19 protein-coding genes and 1 pseudogene are annotated in these 23,591 nt (G+C 40.1%); 9 read left to right on the top strand and 11 right to left on the bottom strand.

Features of this window, described 5'->3' with window-relative positions; translation table 11 throughout:
* Positions 1-74 precede the first annotated feature (74 nt).
* From BW724_RS04700 to BW724_RS04690, 3 genes are all read right to left on the bottom strand, one after another.
* A complete protein-coding gene (locus tag BW724_RS04700; RefSeq protein WP_088074027.1) occupies positions 75-1,013 on the bottom strand; it encodes a bile acid:sodium symporter family protein in 939 nt (312 codons plus the stop codon).
* Positions 1,014-1,058: 45 nt separating this feature from the next.
* Complete coding sequence (locus BW724_RS04695; RefSeq protein WP_088074025.1) at positions 1,059-2,585, bottom strand: tagaturonate reductase; 1,527 nt, start codon at positions 2,583-2,585, stop codon at positions 1,059-1,061.
* A gap of 89 nt (positions 2,586-2,674) precedes the next feature.
* Entirely contained in the window at positions 2,675-4,183 is a 1,509-nt protein-coding gene (locus BW724_RS04690; RefSeq protein ID WP_088074023.1) for a UxaA family hydrolase, read from the bottom strand.
* Positions 4,184-4,317: 134 nt separating this feature from the next.
* On the opposite strand from BW724_RS04690, the gene BW724_RS04685 reads away from it, so the two are divergent.
* Complete coding sequence (locus BW724_RS04685) at positions 4,318-5,304, top strand: LacI family DNA-binding transcriptional regulator (RefSeq protein ID WP_088074021.1); 987 nt, start codon at positions 4,318-4,320, stop codon at positions 5,302-5,304.
* Positions 5,305-5,381: 77 nt separating this feature from the next.
* On the opposite strand, the gene uxaC is transcribed toward BW724_RS04685, so the two are convergent.
* The 4 genes from uxaC to BW724_RS04665 form a co-directional block, all read right to left on the bottom strand.
* The gene (gene uxaC, locus BW724_RS04680) at positions 5,382-6,782 is read right to left on the bottom strand and encodes a glucuronate isomerase (protein ID WP_088074019.1); all 1,401 of its coding nucleotides are present in this window, start codon (positions 6,780-6,782) and stop codon (positions 5,382-5,384) included.
* 181 nt (positions 6,783-6,963) lie between these two features.
* Entirely contained in the window at positions 6,964-8,250 is a 1,287-nt protein-coding gene (locus BW724_RS04675) for a Gfo/Idh/MocA family protein (RefSeq protein WP_088074017.1), read from the bottom strand.
* Positions 8,251-8,287: 37 nt separating this feature from the next.
* The gene (locus tag BW724_RS04670; RefSeq protein ID WP_235848896.1) at positions 8,288-10,378 is read right to left on the bottom strand and encodes a glycoside hydrolase family 65; all 2,091 of its coding nucleotides are present in this window, start codon (positions 10,376-10,378) and stop codon (positions 8,288-8,290) included.
* Positions 10,379-10,384: 6 nt separating this feature from the next.
* Positions 10,385-11,275, bottom strand: coding sequence for a glycoside hydrolase family 43 protein (locus BW724_RS04665; protein WP_088074015.1), 891 nt, complete (start codon positions 11,273-11,275; stop codon positions 10,385-10,387).
* Positions 11,276-11,825: 550 nt separating this feature from the next.
* Here BW724_RS04665 and BW724_RS04660 point away from each other — a divergent pair.
* The 7 genes and pseudogenes from BW724_RS04660 to cysK all read left to right on the top strand — a co-directional run bounded on the left by BW724_RS04660 (position 11,826) and on the right by cysK (position 18,629).
* Positions 11,826-13,016 carry an SH3 domain-containing protein gene (locus BW724_RS04660; RefSeq protein WP_176371297.1) on the top strand — a complete coding sequence of 397 codons (1,191 nt, stop codon included), beginning with the start codon at positions 11,826-11,828 and terminating at the stop codon, positions 13,014-13,016.
* A 455-nt stretch (positions 13,017-13,471) separates the two neighbouring features.
* Positions 13,472-15,096: pseudogene (locus BW724_RS04655) on the top strand (nitrite/sulfite reductase).
* 50 nt (positions 15,097-15,146) lie between these two features.
* Positions 15,147-15,362 (top strand): DUF3906 family protein, encoded by a 216-nt coding sequence (locus BW724_RS04650; protein WP_088074011.1) that lies wholly within the window; start codon positions 15,147-15,149, stop codon positions 15,360-15,362.
* A 28-nt stretch (positions 15,363-15,390) separates the two neighbouring features.
* Complete coding sequence (cobA, locus tag BW724_RS04645; protein WP_088074009.1) at positions 15,391-16,185, top strand: uroporphyrinogen-III C-methyltransferase; 795 nt, start codon at positions 15,391-15,393, stop codon at positions 16,183-16,185.
* Positions 16,186-16,200: 15 nt separating this feature from the next.
* Positions 16,201-17,001 carry a sirohydrochlorin chelatase gene (locus tag BW724_RS04640; RefSeq protein WP_088074007.1) on the top strand — a complete coding sequence of 267 codons (801 nt, stop codon included), beginning with the start codon at positions 16,201-16,203 and terminating at the stop codon, positions 16,999-17,001.
* Positions 16,992-17,654, top strand: coding sequence for a precorrin-2 dehydrogenase/sirohydrochlorin ferrochelatase family protein (locus BW724_RS04635; protein WP_176371296.1), 663 nt, complete (start codon positions 16,992-16,994; stop codon positions 17,652-17,654). Before BW724_RS04640 ends, BW724_RS04635 begins: the two co-directional genes overlap by 10 nt.
* A gap of 21 nt (positions 17,655-17,675) precedes the next feature.
* Positions 17,676-18,629, top strand: coding sequence for a cysteine synthase A (gene cysK / locus BW724_RS04630; protein WP_088074003.1), 954 nt, complete (start codon positions 17,676-17,678; stop codon positions 18,627-18,629).
* Here the strand turns inward: cysK and BW724_RS04625 are convergent.
* The 3 genes from BW724_RS04625 to BW724_RS04615 are packed head-to-tail and all read right to left on the bottom strand — an operon-like array spanning position 18,610 to position 20,964.
* Positions 18,610-19,056, bottom strand: a complete 447-nt coding sequence (locus BW724_RS04625; protein WP_088074001.1) for a hypothetical protein — start codon at positions 19,054-19,056, stop codon at positions 18,610-18,612. The genes cysK and BW724_RS04625 overlap by 20 nt on opposite strands.
* Before the next feature lie 53 nt (positions 19,057-19,109).
* Positions 19,110-20,453, bottom strand: coding sequence for a hypothetical protein (locus tag BW724_RS04620; RefSeq protein ID WP_088073999.1), 1,344 nt, complete (start codon positions 20,451-20,453; stop codon positions 19,110-19,112).
* Entirely contained in the window at positions 20,437-20,964 is a 528-nt protein-coding gene (locus BW724_RS04615) for an RNA polymerase sigma factor (RefSeq protein WP_088073997.1), read from the bottom strand. Before BW724_RS04615 ends, BW724_RS04620 begins: the two co-directional genes overlap by 17 nt.
* A 194-nt stretch (positions 20,965-21,158) precedes the next feature.
* On the opposite strand from BW724_RS04615, the gene BW724_RS04610 reads away from it, so the two are divergent.
* Positions 21,159-21,521 carry a hypothetical protein gene (locus BW724_RS04610; protein ID WP_088073995.1) on the top strand — a complete coding sequence of 121 codons (363 nt, stop codon included), beginning with the start codon at positions 21,159-21,161 and terminating at the stop codon, positions 21,519-21,521.
* A 550-nt stretch (positions 21,522-22,071) separates the two neighbouring features.
* Here the strand turns inward: BW724_RS04610 and BW724_RS04605 are convergent.
* Positions 22,072-23,397: a glycoside-pentoside-hexuronide (GPH):cation symporter gene (locus tag BW724_RS04605; protein ID WP_088077690.1), complete on the bottom strand. Its 1,326-nt coding sequence runs from the start codon at positions 23,395-23,397 to the stop codon at positions 22,072-22,074.
* Positions 23,398-23,591 lie beyond the last annotated feature (194 nt).

Raw genomic sequence — 23,591 nt, 5'->3', positions numbered from 1 at the left:
TAAATAAGCTTTTGATGGAAACAAACTTCGGTATACTCTCTTTTCCGTCCCCCCTCCCCTAAGCAGATATCCACTCAATATTTATCAATACCTCTTTTAAACAATACTTTACTGAAAATCGATGCTAGGATTTGCTGAAACAGTGTTCCTACAATAACAGGCAATGCTACTGCTGGTGTAAAATATAAAATAGCAATGGCAGAACCCATTCCAATGTTTCTCATGCCACTTGTGATGACAACGCTAATAACTGTTTTTTTAGGGAACTTCATTAATTTGGAGATGAAATAGCCAATGAAATAAGCTAGAATTGCTAGACTAAGAACTGTTATTGTGACAAAGATTACTTTCATGCTTAACTCTTCTTTAAAATAAGGTGCTACTACAGAGCCATTAATTAAAATGACCACAAGTAAGGTGATTCTTGCAATGGGGGTTAGTAATCCCCACTTTGTTTTTAGCGTACCGCCACTCCATGTATTTAATGTTATTCCTGCTAAAGTTGGCAGGACTATCATCCATAATAGACCCAACATTAATTGTCCCACATCAACCATAACTGTGGCTCTAAATAGAGTATAGATGGTAAATGGAATGAACAGTGGTGCTAGTAAAGAATTAATAAATACGATTGAAAGAGTTAATGATGAATTCCCGTTATTCAACGATACCCAAATTAAGCTTGCAATCGCAGTTGGGATAGTAAAGGCTAGAACTAAACCTGTAATTGTGTCTGGCTCACCAGCAAAAAGAAGATTGCCGACACCATAGGCAACCCCAGGCATGATCACTTGAAGAATAAGTAAACAAATAATAACAGGAAGTGGCGAACGGGCCACTTCCACAATATTTTTCCCATGAATTCCTATACTGCTTGCGAAGGTCATAAATGCAAACAAGTATGGGATTAAAAATGCAATAGATTCTATATATGTAGAACCAAGAATGCCTATTGCCATCACGATTGGCGTAAGCACTGCCATTCTTTTTTCAATGAATTTGTTAATCAACATGATAAAATCTCCCGATGTGTAGTCTCAATCTATTTTACCATGCATTCATATTAAGGGGCGCCCTACAAGTTTTTTAACACAACTCTCCATGCCATTCTTTAAAATCATTGTTACATTTTCCGTCACTGTCTCTGATAGACCAGGGATCTCCGTCAAATCTTCTCCCCAGATTTCCTTCTCAGATAAGAAAGATGTAACAAAGTCCTTTACTCGTGCTTCATCTCTCTCGACACAGTTCCAACCTTCCGTCACCTTCTCCAATACAACCCCGTTATCACGGATTGCATATTCCACACCATTTCGAATTCCAACTAGCTCTCCACCAACTTCATGGTCTGGACGGATGTATGACAGCATAGCTGCTAAGGAGAATACAATAGCTTGCGGTAACTCCCCCTTCAGGTCTACATACCGCTTTAATGTTGGCAATAATCTAGCTCTATATTTAAAAACTGCATTTAAGCCAATATCCGTAAGATAATGTTTATTATATGGATTTAAAAACCTTTCCTTAACCGCTTCAATAAATTGCTCCTTCACTTTCTCGTCTGCAAGCACAGTTGGAGAAATTTCAGAGAATGCTAGCTCGACGAATTTGCTTAAGACGTCGTTTTCCATTACTTCCAGTACCGTATCAACACCATATAAAAATGCAACGGAAAACATCATTGTATGAGGTCCATTTAATAGTCGAACCTTCAATTCCCGATGTGGCTTGATATCTTCCCAGAAGACATTTAATCCTGCTTCATGAAATGGGAGTTTCTCCTTAACAGATCTAGGTGCTTCAATGGCCAGCATATGATAAGGCTCTCCTAGAGTGATAAACTCATCTTCATAGCCTAGTCTCTTATTAAACTCTTCCACAGCCTCCTTTGGAAAACCTGTAACAATTCGATCCACCAACGTATCACAAAATTGATTGTCCCTTTCGATCCATTCGGCAAATTTCCCGGGAAACTTCCAATCCTCTGCCTTCTTTAAAACTAGCTCCTTTAATTTTTTACCATTCTCGTCAACCAATTCACAAGGTACTATCGTTAAACCAGTTTTTTTATCGCCGCCCAAAGCGTTATACCTGTGATACAAAAATACAGTGAGCTTTCCTGGAAATGATTCTGGAACTTCTCCTTCGTGATAGTCCTCACACACATACGTTATACCAGCTTCTGTCGTATTTGAGAAGACAAATTCTAAATCAGTAGATTCAGCAACTTCGAGAACTTTATGCCACTCCTGTCTCGCATTAAGGCCTCGAGAGATTGATGTAATCACTTCGCTTTTATCAACGACAGCACCATTCTCCATTCCCCTAAGAATAACAGTATACAATCCGTCCTGTTCATTTAACTTAGGAATAACTGTCCCCGTAGAAGCTGGCTGTACGACTACGACATTACCATTGAACAGACCTTTTTTATTCATTTGATGAAGCATCCAATCTAAATATCCACGCATGAAGTTCCCTTGGCCAAATTGAATGGCTTTTTCAGGTAGTTGTCGATTCCATGTCACGCTGTCTTTATCAGGAAAATCTCCCTTTTCTAGTAATGCTGCATTTAGTTTAGTCATTATCAAATACTCCTCTTATAAAGTTTTGGGAAGAGTAGGTGAGCCCACCCCTTTCCCAACAGCTTCATCATCTTTTTTCCGCAACTCTATTAAAGTATAACGCCATCTTTAAATATTGAAATCTCTTTAAATCCAAACTTCTCGTTTTTAGCCTGCGTTTCTCCTGAAGCAAGCTGAATGATAGAATCAAAGAACTCCTTTGATACTTCATCTTTCGATTTACCTTCTAACAAAATACCCGCATTATAATCAATCCAATTCTGTTTCTTCTTGTACAGAGCTGTATTGGTTGATATTTTAACTGTAGGAACTGGTCCGCCAAATGGCGTCCCCCTACCTGTTGTAAAAAGAACGATATGGGCACCAGATGCAGCTAGGGCGGTTACTGAAACGAGATCATTACCTGGTCCTTGTAGTAAGGTTAAGCCATTCTCACTCACCCTATCTCCGTATGGAATCACATCTACCACTTCAGCGAAACCTCCCTTTTGAACATTCCCTAAAGACTTCTCCTCTAGCGTAGTTATCCCACCTTTTTTGTTACCAGGAGAAGGATTTTCATAGACCGGTTGATCGTGCCTTAAGAAATACTCCTTAAAATCATTAACTAAGTCTACTATTTTAGTAAATACGACTTCATTTTTTGCCCGCGCCATTAGGATCTGCTCTGCACCAAATAATTCTGGTGTTTCGGTCAATACTGTAGATCCGCCGTATGATATAAGTCTATCTGAGAAAGCGCCAAGTAATGGATTCCCTGTTATCCCTGAAAAACTATCAGATCCACCACACTTTAAGCCTACTTTTAGCTTCGATATAGGGACAGGTTGACGTTCAAAAGTTTTAGCATAATTAACTAAGTCGTCCAATAATTCCATTGCCACTTCAAACTCGTCATCTACCCTTTGTGCCTCAATAAATCTTACTCGTTCCCCATCGTACTCACCAATTACCTTCTTAAACTCCTCAATATAATTGTTCTCGCATCCAAGGCCCATTACTAATATCCCTGCCGCATTGGGATGATGAACGAGATTACTTAATATTTTTTGCGTATTATGAAGATCATCACCTAGTTGAGAACATCCAAATAAATGAGGATAATGGAATACACCATCTATGTTTTCACTCTTATACTGCTCATTTGCCCTCTTGGCAATCATCTCACATGCTTTATTAATGCAACCAACGGTGTTGATGATCCAGATTTCATTTCGAATTCCCACTTCTCCATTTTTCCGAACATAACCTTGAAAAGTTCTTTCTTCAATGGAAGTAGACGCGTTGGCGTTGCCCCTAATTTGAGTCTGGGTTGGCTTGTATTCGTACTCTTGTGTCCCGCTCAGCTTTGTCTTCATATTGTGAGTGTGAACCCAGTCACCAGGTATTATCTCCTTTGTTGCTTTACCAATCGGATAGCCATATTTTATAATGTCCCCATTATCCGGTATGGTTTGGAGAGCAATTTTATGGCCGACTGGCACATCTCCATTCAGCGTAAGTTTGCGGCTCCCTACTGTGATTTGTTCCCCTTCCCTTAATGCCTGTAGAGTGACTAAAACATTATCCTTCTCTGTAATAACATGGGTCGTTTCCATAACATCCTCCCTTTAAAAGGTGTTGATACTTCCTTATATGGTATAGTAAAATTGACAACGTAGTTATTTTCGAATAGAAGATTTGGTTATAAATAATAGATTTCGTATTAGAATACATATTCTGGAGGAAAGAAATGGGAGTTACTATTAAAGATATTGCAAAAGCAGCTGGAGTTAGCTATTCAACCGTGTCAAAAGCACTCCTGAACAGCCCTCTTGTCAAAGAACCTACGAAGAAAAAAATAATAGCCATTGCAAAGGAGTTAAATTATCAGCCTAATGCAGCTGCGAGAAGACTTGCTTCCAAAAAGTCCAATACGATTGGTGTTGTTTGGCCAACGATCGAAAGAGTTACCCTTTCCGCATTAATTACAAAGATTAACGAACAGTTAGAAGCTGCTTCTTATACAACGCTGCTTTCTATCAATCCTGTCGAAACGGCTGTAACAATATTTAACCAGTTCCAAGTTGATGCGATTCTTGTTTTTGACGATAACAATAAAAGTGAATATACTTCTTCTTCAAGCGTTCCTGTTGTCTCATATGGTTTATCAGATCCGAACAGTCCGTACCCTATTATCGACGTGAACAGGAAACAGGCCATTCACTTGGCTGTAGAATACCTTTATCAGCAAGGCCATCGCAAAATATCATATATCGGTAACGTCAAGGGGATAGATCGACTTCAGGAGGAAAAAGTAGACAGCTTCCAAAAGTCAGTATCAGACCTTGGGATAGATACTTTTGCAAATGCAGTCATATCAGTAGATAGTTTAGATCAATACGATGGTTATTTAGCTGCCAAGAACATTCTCCATTCAGAACATATCCCTACTGCAATCATATGTGGGAGTCAAGACTTGGCCAGAGGGATTATCCGTGCTACTCAAGAACTGAATGTATCCATACCTGAAGATATTTCCATCATCAGTTACGATAACATTCCACAAAGAGAAGACTTAATCATTCCTTTATCAACTGTAGGTGTTCCTTTAGATACGATTTCAGAGCACGTCGCAAAAACTTTGATAGATGTCATAAATAAAGAGGAAATTAGTAATACTATTACTCTTGAACCTGAGTTAAAAATTACTAATTCCTGCCGCACTATTAAAGAATAATAGGTGAGGGGGTCCCAACATTACAGTGGTGACTCCCTCCTTTTTATACTTTTTCCAAAGCCTTTAATCAAACATGCTTAAACTTCTATATCAAAGTATTTCACCGCATTATTGTACGAAATATCCTGAACGATTTTACCCAACATCTCATAATCCTTCGGTACTTCCCCATTCTCCATCCAACCACCTACAATGTTACATAGAATTCTTCTAAAGTACTCATGACGAGTGTAAGATAAAAAGCTGCGGGAGTCAGTAAGCATCCCAACAAAGGTACTTAATAGACCAACACTTGCTAAATCAGTCATTTGGCGGATCATACCGTCTTTCTGATCATTAAACCACCATCCCGAACCAAACTGGATTTTCCCTCTCGTTTCAGACGATTGAAAGTTGCCTATGGCCGAAGCAATGGTATAGTTATGATTTGGATTTAAGGTATAGATGATTGTTTTTGGTAAAACATCGCTTTTTTCCAACTCATTCATCAATCTATTTAGTGGCTTCGCTAAATCAAAATCATGGATAGAATCAAAGCCTGTATCTGGGCCTAGCTTATCAAACATCCGCTCATTGTTATTCCGGACAGCACCAATATGCAGCTGCATTACCCAGCCAAATTCACGATATTTTCTTCCTAAAAACAATAGTGTATATGTTTTATACTTTTCCTCTTCTTCTAAGCTAATGTTATGTCCCAACATCGCCTTTTCAAAAATCGAAGAGGCTTCTTCCAAAGAACAATCCACATAAGGAAGAGTTTCTATCCCATGGTCAGAAAGCCTACAACCTGCTTCATGGAAAAATACCATTCTTTTTTCCAAAGCACTTAATAATGCGTCATAAGTAACTGACTCTTCACCAGCAACTTTTAACAGCTGGTCCACGTACCCTTTAAAGCTCTCTCGCTGCACCTCTAGTGCCTTATCAGGACGAAAAGTAGGAAGAACCTGCGCTTCAATGGCTGGATTATCCTTTATTGCATGATGGTGTTCCAGATTATCTACAGGATCATCTGTCGTACAAATCACCTTCACTCCTGATTTTTTTATAATATCTTGCGTCGTCATCGTTTGAAGCTTCTCGTTACATTGCTTCCAAATATCATCAGCAGTCTTTTCACTTAACAAAGCATCTACATCAAAATATCGTTTTAGCTCTAAATGGGTCCAATGATAAAGTGGATTTCCAACCGTATAAGGGACAGCCTTTACCCAGGTCTTAAATTTCTCCTCATCACTCGCATCTCCAGTAATAAATTTCTCATCGATCCCCAACGTTCTCATGGCACGCCATTTATAATGGTCTCCATGAAGCCAAATTTCCGTTAGATTGTTAAAACGATGGTTTTCAGCAATCTCCTTAGGACTTAGGTGGCAATGATAATCATAGATCGGCATATCCTTCGCGTAATCGTGGTATAAAACCTTAGCCGATTCGGTCTTTAAAATAAAGTCTTCGTGAATAAAAGAAGTCATTATATTTACATCCTCCTCTAAAAAATACAGTTTATTGATGAGAGCGTCCTGTGACATCAGAGGCTCACCAACCGCCCGCGGCAAAAAAGACACTGCGAAGAATGAGCAGTTGTCGCACTTGTACTTTGCGTGAAAGCGAGTTTGCGCAGGGCTCAGCTAGCTTTTTATACATATAATTTCATTATATTTTAATCAGTTCATCTACCTTCACTGCCTGACCCGTTTTCAATGATATGTTACCTGCAATGCCTGTTAAGATGGACATGGCTCCGTCTACATGGGTTGCGGCGCGGTTATATTCATCATCTTCCGGCGTTCCGAAAATATCTTGAAGTAAGACAGGGTCACCGCCGCCATGGCCCCCTTCCCCTTCTTCAATTTCCACTTCGTAAGGACGTCCGAACATCGGTTGAATCCAAATTGATTTATTTTCTAACGCCCCTTCCTCTGATTTTTCTCCCCCTGAATTGATGTAGGAACGTTCAATTACCTTCACGTCCATTCTTCCCTTCGTTCCATTGAAGGAAATTATAAATCCCTCCCAAGGCAAGTAGGCATTCAAGGAGTATGTTAATAATGTTTTGTTTTTATAAGTTACAATGACGCCAAGCGTGTCTTCAATACTAATCCCATCTCCAAACACACTTTGATCCCTCTGATATCCATCCTCTTTTTCCGCGTCTAAATACATTGCCTTTAAATGTTCGTTCTCTTCTAGGTGCAGGGCAAATGGATCACCCTTTGCATTTTCACTACCGTGGGCCCTTTGGTAAAACTTCGTTACACCTCTTGCTTCGGCATTTTCTTTTCCATAAAAACGCAAACCCCCACTGGCATACACTGTTTCCGGCTCTGTACCAAGCCAGAAATTGACTAAATCAAAATGGTGGGTAGACTTATGTACTAACAGTCCGCCACTGTTTCGTTTATCCCGATGCCATCTACGGAAATAATCTGCTCCATGCTGAGTATCTAGTGCCCATTCAAAGTTAACAGAAATGACATCCCCTATTACGCCATCTTTCAATAGCTCTCGAACCTTCGTGTTATGTGGTGCATAGCGATAGTTAAAAGTCACGCGCACCTCTTTCCCAGTCCTGTTCACAGCATCAATAATTTCCTGACATTTTTCTTGATCAACAGTCATTGGCTTTTCCGTAATGACATTACACCCAAGCTCCATCGACTTAATAATATACCTATGATGTGTGCGATCTACCGTTGTTACAATGACATAATCAGGTTTTTCCGTGTTGATCATTTCTTCGAATCTATCACTTTTATACGTATTGACAGGTGGGTGATCGTAGTTTTCTGTTAAAAGCTCATTCGCGTAATCCATTCTTGTTTGATTGACATCACAGAATGCTAGTAATTTACTTGTATCTCGATAGTCTCGTGCTAGGGCACCGTAGAAAAATTCAGCTCTACCACCTGTACCTACTAAAACATATTTTTTCATCTGCATTCTCTCCCCTAGTAATCTCTCAAAAGCCAAACAACGCCTATAAAAATGGGTAAAGCCCTTCATATGTGACATTCCATTCCTTAGGGAACCCAGGAACGTCAGGAGCGTCTTCTATATCTGCACCCTGCCAAGCACATGCCATCATGGCTACAGCAGTTAATAGACCGCCATTTCCTGGTAGGTACGCCGTTAATCCGTCACGTTGAAAATTATGGCCGTTTGGTAAGTATGTGTTTTTCTTTGCTTCCATTAATAAGAAGTCCACAGCTAATTGTGGTTCTCCTAATCTAGCAGCTGTCATGGCGCACATTGGAAAGTCCCACCCCCATGCCGTATCCCACTGCCATTCTTCCTTCACCTGTTTTAAGGTTTCTAGCATGATCCCCTTATCGATCAACGCCCCAGGTAATATTCCTAATGCACCAACCATAGATGGATGATCATGATTATACTTTGTAAAGGTTTCTGGACAACTCTCATGAGCAAGGTACACGCCGTCCTTATGCGTCGGTTTTGCCATTCCTTCTGCTACTTTCCGCCACTTAGAAGGTGCTTCCACACCCGTTCTCTCTGCCCATTTCATGGCAAGCTCCAAACCATGCTTCCAATATTCAAGTTCAAATGTAGGATTAAGACTTTCCTCTGGCTTGTGGTTTTCCTGGGCAGGTATTAATGGTGGTCCAAGCACATAGCGCTGAGTTTCACTGTCCCAAACAGCAAAGGAAGACATAAACTGCGCTGTTTCAAAAACAAGGTCCTTCCATTTATCCAATGTCCGTTCAACAGGCTGCGCTTGGTAACATAATTCAGCCAATGCAATCGGGTGTGGCTGTTGCCATATAAGGACAGGAGATATCATAGATGGACTTTGCTTTCCATCTGGTCCAACCTGCTTCGGCCAACGTGCACCTTCATATCCTTGTGATTCCGCCAACGACTTTGCCAACGGCAGAATTTCGTTATACCAATGGAGACTTTTTTCTAATAAATGGGAACGTCCCCACAATGGAAAATGCGCCCCATGCCACCAGTGCATCTCCAAGTGAAACTTTCCAAACCAACTATTGTACATTAAACCCGTTTCTTGAGGCGGAAGTGAACCTGCACTGTGGATAGCAGTCAAAAACTGAGACAGTACAACTCGTCGTTCCAATTCATCAGCCCTTGGATCCTCACTTCCCGAAAGATCTATTGCCCCTCCTGATATCCAAAACCCTTCCCAATACTTATGGCTACTGCGAAAAAGCTCCTCTACATCCGTTAAATCCACTGTATTTTTTCCGAAAGCAACAGTAAATGTAAATTCCGTTATTTCTGAGTTTCGTGGAGGTATTAATAAATACTCATGTGGAGCTGGGTTCGAAATCGTGCCATGACTCCATGTCCAGGAGACTTCGTACCCTTCCTTATCCAATGTGCGTTGTAAGACTACCTTCCCTTCCGATTGCTCCACAACCTTAGTCTCATGCCTGTCTGGATTACCCCAGTCAAGATGAACACATTCGTCCCACTCCTCTGCAAACATATCTGGAGCAGGGAACTTTAAGGTTACTTGTAAGCGTCCATCTTCGGTTAATGGAGAAATGACCTTCACGCCAACTTGATCGTTTTCCCCATGAACAGCTGTGATCACTTGAACTGGAACTCCCTCCAATTCAAACTCGCTATAGAGACAGCCATTCCATAAATTCAGTTCCTGTTCCGTTTGTTGGAGGTCCGTAACCTCTGCACGCTCTCCATTTTCCTTTATTAAAATAAACGATAACTGTCCTAAATGGAGCCTATGTGGATTTTGTCTTAACCAGTGATATGCTTCTTTCTTATCCTCTGGGTAAAGGGGATAAGCAACCTTTCTGCCATACGTATCAAGCTCTTCATGCCGAATATCCTTGAAGCTATAGTGATCAGGCTCGATACTAGAGTGCCAGCCCCAATGGGATTGAGTCCCTAATGGAACATGGTAGCTTTCAGGAAACGACTGCAAACCCGTAATGTCTGCAGAAAAAGCAAACTCGCCATTACCTATGGACAAAGGGGAATATGGCTCCACTTTCGTTATTTTTGGGTTATGTCTCGTTACTAAAGATTTCCTATCAATCACCGATCCCCATCTCCTTCTTCTCTCCAAGCTTCGCTACTCCTTCACCACATGAAGGGCACCGTCCTCTTCTTCAAGCTTCACAAAAATCGGTCGCTCTAAAGGAGTTTTATTTGGTGAATGTAACGTCAGCCTTAACTCTTCATCAAAGGTTTTAAACAACATGCCATGTCCGCCATCATCTTGGTATATTGGCTTATCGTCATGCTTCCAAGGACCAGTAATTTTTCCAGTAGTAGATCTCGCAATCCCTTGGGCATACACATTATTTACAAAACTAGCCCATAAGAGGAGCAATTCCCCATTTGATGCCCGATAGAGAAATGGACCATCTGTTACATAGTTGTGCTCTGATTTTCTTGCTCGGTGCTTAAAAGAAGTGGCCCATGGTGCTTCTGATGCGCAAAAAAGTAGCTGCGGCTCTCCAGCACACTCTTTTAAATCTTCACTTAAGGGCATCGCGCACACTTCCCCGTCCTCCACCTGAACCCACTCATGGCAAAAGACCATCCACGGCTTCCCTTCCTCATCAATGTACAGCGTCCCATCTAAACTTTCCCAATCCTTTGGAGTCACAATCCCGTCACTATGAGGCTCGAAAGGCCCTGTTAAGCTGTCTGAGACAAGAATGGCCGTCCCACGTCGCTGCAGCTCTTCACTAAAGAATGTAGCAAACATATAGAAAAGCCCCTGATATTGATGTACTTCCGGAGCCCAATAATTTTCATTTGAAAAAAAATTGTCCTTTGGGCGAAACACTGGAAATGGCCCTTCCCAGTGTGCTAAATCCTCTCCTATGTAAACGTCAAAACCAGTCCCTGAGCCCCAAATGTTTTTATCAGTACTACCAAACATGTAATATTTTCCGTTTTCATGGTCAGGAAAAATAAATGGATCTCGAATTTGAATCTCTTTGTTAGTTAACATGTTTATGTTAGTCCTCCTTGTAAATGAACACACACCAATATCAGCAAGTGTTTAATCAATTTCCCCATACATTATCCTTTCACTCAAATCCCCTATATCAACAGCCAAATAGACACTCCCTCATGTTGCGGAATTACCATCCCGCCGCTTTAGAAAGCGCTTACTTTTTAGTTCGAGTCACTTCGTATAACAACGTTGTTAATCATATTATTATTATATTTTAAATCAATACATTATGCCACTACTTTTATTGTAACGACATTGGACTCTCCGCACTTTTCGGGAAGGGAGGAAATGAGAGGATTACATAGGGACAAGTATCAAGATCCAGATATTTTCTTAGTTATTCAGAAACTATCCCCACTTCGATGGAAAAATACTCCATTAGGACTAAAACTTTCACCTTCACCTTCTTACTATTAGCTGAAATGTCATATATTTAACACGCTAATAACTGTAGATTTATCATTGCTATAAGACTTTCATCACGTTACAATTTAACTAATATGTTCATAGATTTACAAACATACATAGAATTGAGGGAATCAAATTGAAACAACTAATTATTCTAGTAACCCTATCTTTGTTTTTCACACTAACGGCATGTGGTAATAATTCCTCAACCCCAACTGAATCATCTCACCTAACCGCCCTAAACATTCTCACACAAAAAAACACATTAATTAAAGTATTAGATATCGTAGAAATAGTGAAGCCAGAAGAGGTCGAGGAAGAAGCGAGTGAGTTGGTGGAAGAAGAACTAGAAGAGGAGGAGAAAACGATTACTGTTCATGAAGCAAGTGGGACTTACTACGTCAATACAGGTGCTGCCAACATCCGCGCTGGCGATGGCACAAGCTACGATGTAATTGGAAGCCTGCGCTTGAATCACGAAGTAGAAGTGAAAGGGACAACAGACAACGGTTGGTACTTGTTTGACTTTAACGGGAATGACGGGTACATTAGTGGCACACTCCTTGCTGACGAAAAGATCGAAGTTGTCGTTGTCGAGGAAACAGAGAGTTCAGAGACAGCATCAACCTCTAGCAGCTCAAGTAGTTCTAATAGCTCTAATAGCTCCAGCAGTTCGAGTAACTCAAGCAACTCTAGCAACTCTGATTCTAGTGATAAAAAGAAAGAGTCCTCTCCTGAATCATTAATTGCTAAGACGAATGTAGCGAAAACAACTGATCAAATCCTCACTGTAGTAAGTACTGGTGGTGGAAATGCAAAAATCGAGTATTGGAAAAAAAGCGGTGACAAATGGAAACGTGAAATGTCCACATCAGGTTTCGTAGGCTCAAACGGTGTCAGCAACAATAAAGTCGAGGGTGATAGGAAAGCCCCAACTGGCGTTTTCGGAATGCCATTTGCATTTGGTCAAGGAAGTAATCCAGGCACGAAAATGGAATACAGACAAATTACAAAGAACTCGTATTGGATTTCAAACGTAGATGATCCACAATATAATACATGGCAAGAGCGTGAGTCGTCTGATAAAGCTGATGAGCACTTAAGCAAATATACGCAACAATATAAATACGCGATTGCACTAGATTATAATATGCACAATCCAGTTCCCGGCAAAGGCAGTGCCATCTTTCTACATGTATCAAACGGTACACCTACTTTAGGTTGTGTCTCTGTACCAGAATCGCAAATGCTATATCTCATGAAAGAGCTGAAAAATACAGCAAAAATCATCATTACAAGCAGTGAGAGCAATATAGCAAATTATTAAAACCTAGGCTCTGTTAATATTTATTTTGATTTAATGTTATAGGTCCTCGCTTTCTGCGGAGAAGCTGACAAGCTGCCCGCAGAAAGCGAAGGGACTGTATCGAACACCATCACAAGATTAGTATTTTCACAGTAACCAAAAATTGTATTGACTTTTCCAATTTATTGATGTAAAGTGAATTTTAACATTTAGAAAAGACAGAAAACTAAACATATATGGAAGAGTTGATTGGGCTTTCTCAAGGGCATCAATTTTTTATCACTTTAATGCCGAGTAAAACAATATGAATTAGTAGTTTTATAAGTTTAATCCCAACAACATTACATAAACAGTCGATTTTTCCACGACACCAATCTTTGAAAGCAACATGGAATCTACTATGGATAAGCAATAACTAGACCATCAAAACCTCATCATTATTTTATTAAACCTTAATCATAAATAGGAGGACTGCAATGAGTTACACAAAAGTTTGGGCAGAACGAGACAACTTAAGTAAGGAAGAAAAGAGAAAGCTGGAGAAAGACGGTCTTGATATTTTAAACGACATCCCTAAGTACGCAAAAGAAGGATTCGACTCCATTCCTAAGGAAGATTGGAACCATTTCAAATGGGCTGGCCTCTATTTACAAAAACCAAAGGAAGATGGCTATTTCATGATGAGAGTCAATATACCTTCTGGGATCTTGACTTATGATCAGGCTGAAACGCTAGCTTACATTGCAAAGGATTATGGAAGAGATGTCATTGATATTACAACGCGTCAAGCCATACAGTTTCACTGGCTGACGATTGAAAACATCCCTGACATTTTTGACAGGTTAAGTAAAGTTGGGTTGTCCACTGTTGGAGCGTGCGGGGACATTATGAGGACTATCGTTGGGAATCCATTAGCTGGAATCGATCCAAACGAGCTACTCGATACGAGAGAGATTGTGAAAGATGTCTATTGGTATTTTCAAAGAAACGAAGAGTTCTCTAACCTACCAAGAAAATTCAAAATATCCATATCAGGAAATATCAACAACGCACAGAATGCGGAAATAAATTGCTTATCCTTTGTGCCAGCCGTGAAAAATGTTGATGGGAAGGATATAGAAGGATTTAATATTTTTGCCGGTGGAGGTCTTTCCTCAAAGCCATATCTCGCTCAAGAGCTAGACGTGTTCGTTACTCCTGATCAAGTCAAAGAAGCAACTATTGCCATGTCGACCATATATCGTGACTATGGATATCGAGAAAAAAGACACCGCGCCCGTCTTAAGTTCTTAGTTGCAGATTGGGGAACTGAAAAAGTAACAGAGAAGCTTCTGGAGCTTGTATCCCTTCCATCTAAAGGTAAAACAATATTGAAAGATTGGAACGCTGGTTATTTTTACGGCGTCCACCCTCAAAAACAAGAAGGACTTTCTTACGTTGGCCTAAGCATTCCAGTTGGTCGATTGAGCTCTGAACAGCTAATTGAGCTTGCAAGCCTGTCAAAGGAATATGGAAATGGTGAAATTAGAACATCTAATTCCCAAAACATCGTAATCCCTAATATACCGAATGAGAAGGTAGAACAATTCTTAGGGGAATCTATCTTAGATGACTTAACACATGAGCCGAGAAAATTCATCGGTCATTCTGTATCCTGCACAGGGATAGAATATTGTAATCTCGCTTTAGTAGAAACAAAGGCACGTATGAAAAACATAGCTGAGCTTCTTGACGAAAAAGTAGCGTTCGATGTTCCAGTACGAATCCATATGGTTGGATGCCCGAACTCCTGCGGTCAAAGGCAAATTGCTGATATTGGCCTTCAAGGTATCAAAATGAAAACGAAAGATAGCAAATGGTAGAGGCATTCGAGATCTACGTTGGCGGTACATTGACAGAAGACGCTAAGTTCAACGAAAAACTAAAAGGTAAAATTGAAGCAGACGATTTAGGCGATGTACTCGTAAATTTCTTACAGAGAGTGCAAGAAGAAAAACTCCCAGGTGAAACTTTCCAACAATATTACCTTCGCGTTGGGAGAGACAGCCTGCAAGAAACACTAGATAAAACTTTAAATGAAAAACAACAACAAAAAGTTTGATAGTTTTATATGTCTTACCTGAAAATATGAACAAGATTGGACGCTGAAAAATGCAATTATACAAATTTGAAGCAGTAATTAACGAGAACAAAAAAGTATCCGTTGTCGTTGTGGCAAAAGATGATGAGAAAGCTTTTGCACGGGCTGAGGTTGAAATTGAAGCAAATTATTTAAAGAAACCATCTATCGAAGAACTAACTTTAACGGAAAAGAAAAGAACGAGTGCTGGTGCAGGATTTGTTATTGAAAATGAAGTGATTACGTAAAAACACTAGGGAAGAGGGGCTGATACACATGAAAAGAGTAGGAAAAGTATTTTTTGTAGGAGCTGGTCCCGGTGATCCAAAGCTTATAACTGTCAAAGGGGCTGAAGCTTTGGCAGCCGCTGAGGTTATTGTATATGACCGCCTTATTAACAAAGAACTATTAAACTATGCAGATAAAAATGCAAACCGAATCTATTGTGGGAAAACCCCTCATTACCCTTCCATCTCTCAAGAAAGCATCAATGAAATTATAGTTGAGCACGCAAAGGAAGGGAAAACAGTAGTAAGGCTTAAAGGCGGTGACCCTGGTATTTTTGGCCGAGTTGGCGAGGAAGCTGAACACTGTTTAGACAATGGAGTTCCCTATGAAATCGTACCTGGAATCACATCAGGCATTGCTGCTCCAGCTTACGCAGGTATTCCCCTCACCCACCGTGATTACAGTTCATCCTTTGCCATTATTGCTGGGCAAAAGCGAAAGGATCACGACGGGGACAATATTAACTGGAAGGAACTAGCAACAGCTGTCGATACCCTTGTCTTTTATATGGGAGTGAAAAACATTGGCACGATACAAAGCCAATTACTACTAAACGGGAAAGACCCTACTACCCCTGTTGCATTGGTTCGTTGGGGAACATATGAAAGACAAGAAACGCTAGTAGGCGAACTCCATAACATTGTAGATTTAGTGGAACAGCATCAATTCCAGTCTCCTGCCATCATAGTCGTAGGTGAAGTGGTGAAACTACGGGGAAAACTGGCGTGGTTTGAAGAGGAAAACAGTCGTGATGTCCTTTTACGTGAAGCTATCAATCTATAAAAGGATGGGAAGCCTATGTCCACAATGAAAACTGGAGTGTTAGTAATAGCCCATGGATCAAGGGATATAACCTGGGTGAACCTTATTGAAGACACGATAGAAAAAGTAAATATCAGCTATCCCATCACCATTGGATACTTAGAACTTGTTGAAGGAAAAAGTATCCCAGAAGCTGTTGACCATCTCGTGAGTCAAGGTATTAAAAGAATCATTGCTGTCCCATTATTCATCAGTTCTGGCAGCACCCATTTGGAAGAAATACAATATTCCCTTGGAATCATTCCTACAAGCAGGATTCAAACAGAGCTACCACGAATGAAACATAATGTGGACATCATCTGGTGTGACCCAATGAATCACCACCCACTTATTTTAGACATTTTAAGTGAACGAGTGAATCACCTATCAGAGAACCCTGCCAACGAAGTAGTCATGCTTGTGGCACATGGCAGCGCCCATGAAGGCTTCCAGGAGAAATGGGAAGACATGTTAAGGGAAATGACTTCTGTTTTGAAAAAAACATTTGAGTTTTCTAATGTAATTTATGGAACTTTAAGACCAGATACGGTACGTGAAAAAGCAAAGACTGTTCCAAACAACCGCTCCCTTCTCGTCATTCCTGTCTTTCTAAGCGAAGGGTATTTCACAAGGAATGTTATTCCTAAGAAGCTAGTGGGAATAGACTATCGTTGGAGTGGAAAAACGTACCTCCCCCACCCTTCCATTACAAAGTGGATCGAAGAAACAGTCATGGGTGTGGAAGCACGAAATCAAACAATTGGGGGTGAAGAGGTATTACTACGTTATTGGGGATAGATTTATCGGGACGCCATTGCGTCGTAGTTGGTGGAGGCACTGTAGCTGAAAGAAGAATAGAAACATTGTTACGCAGTGGTGCTAAGGTTTCAGTCATGAGTCCTGCACTCACTACTACACTAACGGAATCCCTTGATCAATTTCACTACATTGACACTGCCTACTCTGAAGATCGATTTACAATTGAGTTTTTACAGAAAGGCAGGGGCGAGGTTAGCTCTAACAGACCATATTTAGTTCTTGCAGCAACAAACTCTACCACCGTTAATGAAAGGGTTCATGCGCAAGTGAAGGATGTTGTTCCTTTAATCAACATTGCAAGCAACCAGAAGTTAAGCTCTTTTCACTTCCCTGCAGTAGTAGAGCGAGGCCCATTGCACATTGGTGTTACCACTTCTGGCTTGAGTCCATTGCTAGGAAAAAGAATTTGCGAGCAGCTATCTACCATTTATGGAGAAGAATACGCCTTATTTTTACAAAGGTTGGGGCAGTTGCGAGAAGAAGCCTACAAGGAAGCTGGTAACCCAAAGGAAGTTAGGCAACTGCTAAAGGCAGTTGTAGAAAACGATGACATTCTTGAATACTATCGAAAAAATGATCTTTCTAAAGCAGAAACATTAATCAAAGACGCTTTAAGGATCGTTCATAAATAAATCATTTTAGGAGGAATATAAATGACTAATCCATTACAAAGACCAAACATTGCAAAGAATTTAACAGAGCTAATCGGGAGAACACCACTTTTACGCCTAAATGCTGTCAGTGACACTACAGGTGCTGAAGTCCTTGGAAAACTTGAGTACTTCAATCCACTCGGAAGTGTAAAAGACCGAATTGGTAATGCTATGATCACAGCAGCTGAAGAGGCAGGACTAATCAAAGAAGACACAGTAATCATTGAACCAACAAGTGGTAATACAGGAATAGCTTTAGCATTTGTGAGCGCTGCAAAAGGCTATGATTTGACCCTTGTTATGCCTGAAACAATGAGTGTGGAACGCCGAAATCTATTAAAAGCACTAGGTGCCAAGCTTGTTTTAACAGAAGGGCCTAAAGGAATGAAGGGTGCAATTGCAAAAGCTACTGAACTAGCTGAAGCAACTCCTAACTCCTTCATGCCACAGCAGTTCGCAAACCCTGCAAACCCTGAAGTACACCGTAAGACAACTGCTGAGGAAATCTGGGCTGATACGGAGGGGAAGGTTGATATTCTAATCAGTGGTATTGGAACTGGTGGTACGATCACTGGTGTAAGTGAGGTATTGAAAGAACGTAATCCTAATTTCAAAGCTATCGCCGTAGAGCCAAGTGATTCTGCTGTATTAAGTGGCGGCGCTCCAGGACCTCACAAGCTTCAAGGTATTGGACCTGGTTTTGAACCAGACGTATTGAACACAGAAATCTTTGATGAAGTAGTCACTGTGGAAAACGAAGTTGCTTTTGATGAAGCTCGTAAAATCGCAAAAGATGAAGGTTTACTAGTGGGTATCTCATCTGGTGCAGCAATCTATGCAGCTAAGGTGATTGCTGAGCGCCCTGAAAATAAAGGAAAAACAATCGTTACAATCCTTCCAGATACAGGGGAAAGATACTTGTCTACGCCATTGTTTAAAGAAGACGACGAGTAACACTTAGCAAAATCCTCGCCTTTATTAATCCTGGCCGTATTTTCTTAGAATGCGGCCAGAATTCAGACCAAACTACATTTCTAGTCCGCATTTTCACAGAATGCGGACTAGATTCAGACCAAACTACATTTCTAGCCCGCATTTTCACAGAATGCGGACTAGATTCAAACCAAACTACATTTCTAGTCCGCATTTTCACAGAATGCGGACTAGATTCAGACCAAACTACATTTCTAGTCCGCATTTTCACAGAATGCGGCCAGGATTCAGACCAAACTCTATTTCTAGTCCGCATTTTCACAGAATGCGGCCAGAATTCAGACCAAACTACATTTCTAGTCCGCATTTTCACAGAATGCGGACTAGATTCCACCACCACTCCATTTCCTGGCCGCATCGCATTACTACAGCTAACTAGTTTTTCCACAAAAGACAGATACCTTCACATGAAACGCAGCACTCAAATGACCTTAATCCCCACTAGTTCGCCCTCGAATGATGCTCTTCAACGACTTCCCCATCTTCGTTCAGCCCAGTTTTCGTCGCAAATGATACATCATCGCCATCAGTTACAAGGAACCAGAATCGACCGCCGTTGAACTCTACGATATCCGCCGTATATACATTTTCATTTATAGAAGTAACACGCACCTCTACGATATCAGGACTCATAATAACACCACTAATTAAATCAGTATATTGGGAAAAATTCTGATGTTCTAAGTTACTAAAGGACCAACCTAATTTATCATCTACCACTATTTGCCCACCTGTGCCTCCATTTGCCTTCCAGCCAAACACTCCTTTTTTGTAAGTTACATTTTCAAAAGACCTTAACGTACCAGCTCCCCATTCATAAAAAGCAATAGCATGCCTATTATCTAGATACTCAATGTGAACAACATTCCTCAAAGGCTGTTGGTATGGGTAAGTGGACATATCTTCTATAATCATCTCATCAGCGTCTCCCATTTGCTGGTTGGCAACATAACCAAGGAACAAAGCCAGACCTAAAGCGATCATGAATACACTTCTTCCTTTAGCTGATTTGATAAAAAAACAGCCTATTAATGATAAAATGATGAAGGTTATTCCCCCATACGTTAATGGCGACATCGAGCGGTTATTGATTACGAGTTCGCTTTTGGTGAGAGTGATTAACTCAGAGTCCAAATCGAAATGAAAAAACAGAGTATCTAGTGGGGCTTCGTTATCTCTCATTCTTGCATGGAACATGAGCTCATAGTTTTCGCCAACTTCATATTCTTCTGGGATCGAGAAAGATATAGCTGTCGTTTCCCCTGTATCTAGGAAATCCAACTCCCCTAATTGTATCGATCGATCGCTAAATTCAACATTTTCACTTTCATTAGATTCCCAATCTATTTTTTTCTCCAGAAAAACTTCATTGAACTCATAGGAATTAGGTCCACTATTTTCTATCTTTAGAGTGAACTGCTGTTCCTCCCCTTCATCCACGTTCTCCTGTTTGAGAATAAGCTCTAAGCCCTCTTCCGTTATGAATGGAGCAAAACCAGTTTCCGTTTCCTCCCCTGTCGGAATTGGGGAAGTTAATCCATCTGAGTCCCTCCACCAATCGCTAAGCATTGGAACGAACAATATCCAAGTAATTACAGCAACCGCTCCCAGAGACAACAAGTATGATACATTCAGCTTCCCTTTGAAAAAAGGAGATCTTTGCTTCTTATCGACATCGTTGAGTATGTTCTTCTTCAACTGCTGACGATGGTCCTCATTCCAATGACTCTCTGCATCCATTGTATGAAGTACTTTATCCAACTCATCTTCATGTCGTTTTTTCATACAAGAACCCCTCCTTTTCAAGCTGCTTCCTCAATATCGGCATGGCTCGGTGTAGCGTAACCTTCACCTTTGTTTCACTCCAATTTAATATTTGACTTGTTTCTTCTATGGAAAACCCCTTTATTTTTCTTAAAATAATGACCTCTTTATATGAATTTTTCAGACTACCAATTGCCTGATATACTTCACGATAGCTTTCTTTCATATTGATCACATCTTCAGGGAGTGGGTTTCCGTCTTTCTTGTTGCTGAGAAAACTTTCGAAAAGTTGGAGTGGCCGTTGTTTTCGCAAATAATCAATGGTTACATTATGGGCAATTCTGAATAGCCACGTTTTCTCCGATGCGTTCCTTTCAAAGGAATCCATGCTTCTATAAGCCTTGATAAACGTTTCTTGCGTTAAATCTTCCGCTTGTTGGTAATCCCGCGTCATCATACAAATATATTTAAAAATGGGATCACTGTACTCTTCAAACCATGTTTCTATCTCTTGCTTCTTTCCATAAGACAAACCGGCACCTCCCCTTTATTTAAATAGCTGACATTCAGACGAAGTAGTCAGTTAGAAAGTTACACATCTATAAAAAATTTATCTAATTCTTATACCAACGTTCCATGGCTTGTATTAAATTTATCACACTTGGTATGTAACTTTTTTATCTTTTTTCCGACTATAAGGTACAACAAATGAAGGGGTGATTTACCATGATACGTTTAAAGTGGGTAATAGTTGTGTTGGGCACTATCTTTTCCGTGATATTAGTTAGCGCATGTGGATCTACTGAAGAGCAGGTTGGACAAGAGCTTGAAGTTGGTAATAAAGGGGATATCAGTGGAATTATGTTAGCTGGAGAAGATGCACCTGAAGTTAACGGGACCTTTGTAAGTGCGGAGGAAGAAGATGAAGTTATCATCACAGTAAATGGTAATGACGTCATTTACCGTCTATCTGAAGACGCCAAAAGGCAAGTTGATAATAATGAAGTGGAGCAAGGCATCGAGGTCACTTTTACCACGTATTCCATAGGAGATGCCAAAGAAACGATAGATAAGTTTATCATTAAGTGAAAAAAAGGTAGGGTCATAACGAAATTTATCAATTGAAAAATTTACCGGAGAAATTCCCTTTATTTTAAAAAAAGCATGGAAAATAGTCTAAATAGACGGAGAAATTCCGCTTACTGACTCGTATCTATTAAAAAAGGGGGAATTTTCTTTGCTTAGGCGGAAAAACTCCCCTTATTTACCACAAAATTATACTAATTTTGATTTTAAACGGAAATTCTCCGTTTATTATATTTCACGGGTAAGGATAGGAATACATGAACTTGACGATACGCCATTTTTATTTAATAGCTCCCCCAAGAAAACCCGATTTCCTTCAACAAACGGTTAGTGAAATAAGCAAACATAAAAACAATGGCACGAAGATTGAAATTCTTCGTGCCACTGTAATATGTGAATGATACTGTGAACTTAGTTGCGAAAGATGTGTGACTTAACATGTGAACTCGTCTGTGTTTTTGAAACGTGTGAACTCGTCTGTGTTTTGACATTTTGCACCTCACAAACAAGTAAACCCGTTAGTCTCAACCTAATCCTTCTTTTTTCTTGAAAGCTATGCTACTCTTTCTCTTAAAGCTGCTTTAATTTGCTCATGCTTCTTATCATCTATGCTGTATAAGTTAATATCAATCAATGCAAAAATTAATATCGCTGCTGGTACGACTGCTGTTGCAATCAAAATACCTAGTAAAGCAGTAGACGTTTGTTCTACGTTCGCAACGAATCCGAACTGAGCCAGGATAAATCCTGGAACTGCACCTCCTAGAGCCATACCAAGCTTGAAGAAGAAACCGATCATGGAATAAATTAAACCGCTTAAGCGTTTTCCAGTTACGTATTCCCCATATTCCACTGTTTCAGGAATTAATGCCCACATGAATGCACCAGCTGTTAATGTACCGATTGCTGTTAGAACACGTGTTGCAAGAATAAGTTCTACCATACTCGGTGGAATTAATAATAACGACAATGTCCCCATAATACTTAGAACAAGCGATATGTTGAGTAACTTTTTCTTCCCAAGTTTTTTATTTAGGATAGGAATTAATGGGATACATAAAAACGCTGGTAAGGAACCTAATAGCGTATACAATCCAACAAGGTCTGCGCGTCCCATATTATAAGTGACAAAGTAAACACCAATGGAGTTACTGATAGAGTTCACTCCAAAGATTAGAACAAAGAAAATACTTAAAACAACAAGTGGACGATTTTTTCTAAACTGCTCGAATATATCTGAGAACTTATTCTTCTCTTTATTATTAACTGGCTTCACACGTTCCTTCGTGCTGAAGAAACAGAAAAGTAATAATAATGCACCTACAATACCGATAACACCCATCGTCAGTTGCCAGCTTCTAGTCGGACTAGCAAATTCACCGAAATAGTTTGATAGAAACGGAATGAAATAAGCAACGATCATTCCACCCATATTTGCAAAAAGCATTCTTACTGACGTTAAGCTAACGATTTCATTTTTATCCGCAGTAATGGCTGGTGTTAAAGCTGCGTATGGTACGTTTACAAATGTATACACAATGGAAAGACCAACATACGTCACATACGCATAGATGAGTTTTCCACCTTCTGTAAAATCAGGTGTGGTAAAACAAAGAATGGCTAGTCCCGCAAATGGAATGGACCACGCTAACAAATACGGTCTAAACCTACCAAATCGCGTGTTAGTCTTGTCGACTAAAGACCCTACCATTGGATCCGTAATGGCGTCAATCAAACGAACAACTAAAAACATCGTTGCTGCTGCCCCTGGTGAAATACCATATATATTCGTATAAAAGAAAAGCAGGTATATGGAAGTTGTCTGATAGATTAAATTGCTCGCTAAATCTCCTGATGCATAACCGATTTTTTCTCGCATGCCGATCTTGGCATTCGGTTGTCCTGTTGCACTATTCACAATTCGTCATCTCCTTGATATTAAAGTTGAATGGGAGGGTTTTTTCCCCTTGTAAAAGCTTACATAAAGGGCTTACATAAAGGGCTTTCAAAAAGAACTCTTCCATTCCAAAAACATTTTTTTATTTAAAAATACTTTTTAAATCTATCACAAAT

The organism is Litchfieldia alkalitelluris (assembly GCF_002153425.1).
In the GTDB taxonomy this organism is placed as follows: Bacteria; Bacillota; Bacilli; order Bacillales; family Salisediminibacteriaceae; genus Evansella; species Evansella alkalicola.
Note: the sequence above shows the minus strand (reverse complement) of the source record. Positions and strands in the feature narration are given on the sequence as shown.

What these genes read in the sequence shown, in the direction of transcription:
- uxaC (WP_088074019.1), bottom strand. Translation starts at nt 6,782, where the DNA reads ATGACTTCTTTTATTCACGAAGACTTTATTTTAAAGACCGAATCGGCT.
- BW724_RS04700 (WP_088074027.1), bottom strand. Translation starts at nt 1,013, where the DNA reads ATGTTGATTAACAAATTCATTGAAAAAAGAATGGCAGTGCTTACGCCA.
- cobA (WP_088074009.1), top strand. Translation starts at nt 15,391, where the DNA reads ATGAAAAGAGTAGGAAAAGTATTTTTTGTAGGAGCTGGTCCCGGTGAT.
- BW724_RS04690 (WP_088074023.1), bottom strand. Translation starts at nt 4,183, where the DNA reads ATGGAAACGACCCATGTTATTACAGAGAAGGATAATGTTTTAGTCACT.
- BW724_RS04610 (WP_088073995.1), top strand. Translation starts at nt 21,159, where the DNA reads ATGATACGTTTAAAGTGGGTAATAGTTGTGTTGGGCACTATCTTTTCC.
- BW724_RS04605 (WP_088077690.1), bottom strand. Translation starts at nt 23,397, where the DNA reads ATGCGAGAAAAAATCGGTTATGCATCAGGAGATTTAGCGAGCAATTTA.
- BW724_RS04685 (WP_088074021.1), top strand. Translation starts at nt 4,318, where the DNA reads ATGGGAGTTACTATTAAAGATATTGCAAAAGCAGCTGGAGTTAGCTAT.
- BW724_RS04640 (WP_088074007.1), top strand. Translation starts at nt 16,201, where the DNA reads ATGTCCACAATGAAAACTGGAGTGTTAGTAATAGCCCATGGATCAAGG.
- BW724_RS04650 (WP_088074011.1), top strand. Translation starts at nt 15,147, where the DNA reads ATGCAATTATACAAATTTGAAGCAGTAATTAACGAGAACAAAAAAGTA.
- BW724_RS04695 (WP_088074025.1), bottom strand. Translation starts at nt 2,585, where the DNA reads ATGACTAAACTAAATGCAGCATTACTAGAAAAGGGAGATTTTCCTGAT.
- cysK (WP_088074003.1), top strand. Translation starts at nt 17,676, where the DNA reads ATGACTAATCCATTACAAAGACCAAACATTGCAAAGAATTTAACAGAG.
- BW724_RS04620 (WP_088073999.1), bottom strand. Translation starts at nt 20,453, where the DNA reads ATGAAAAAACGACATGAAGATGAGTTGGATAAAGTACTTCATACAATG.
- BW724_RS04675 (WP_088074017.1), bottom strand. Translation starts at nt 8,250, where the DNA reads ATGCAGATGAAAAAATATGTTTTAGTAGGTACAGGTGGTAGAGCTGAA.
- BW724_RS04665 (WP_088074015.1), bottom strand. Translation starts at nt 11,275, where the DNA reads ATGTTAACTAACAAAGAGATTCAAATTCGAGATCCATTTATTTTTCCT.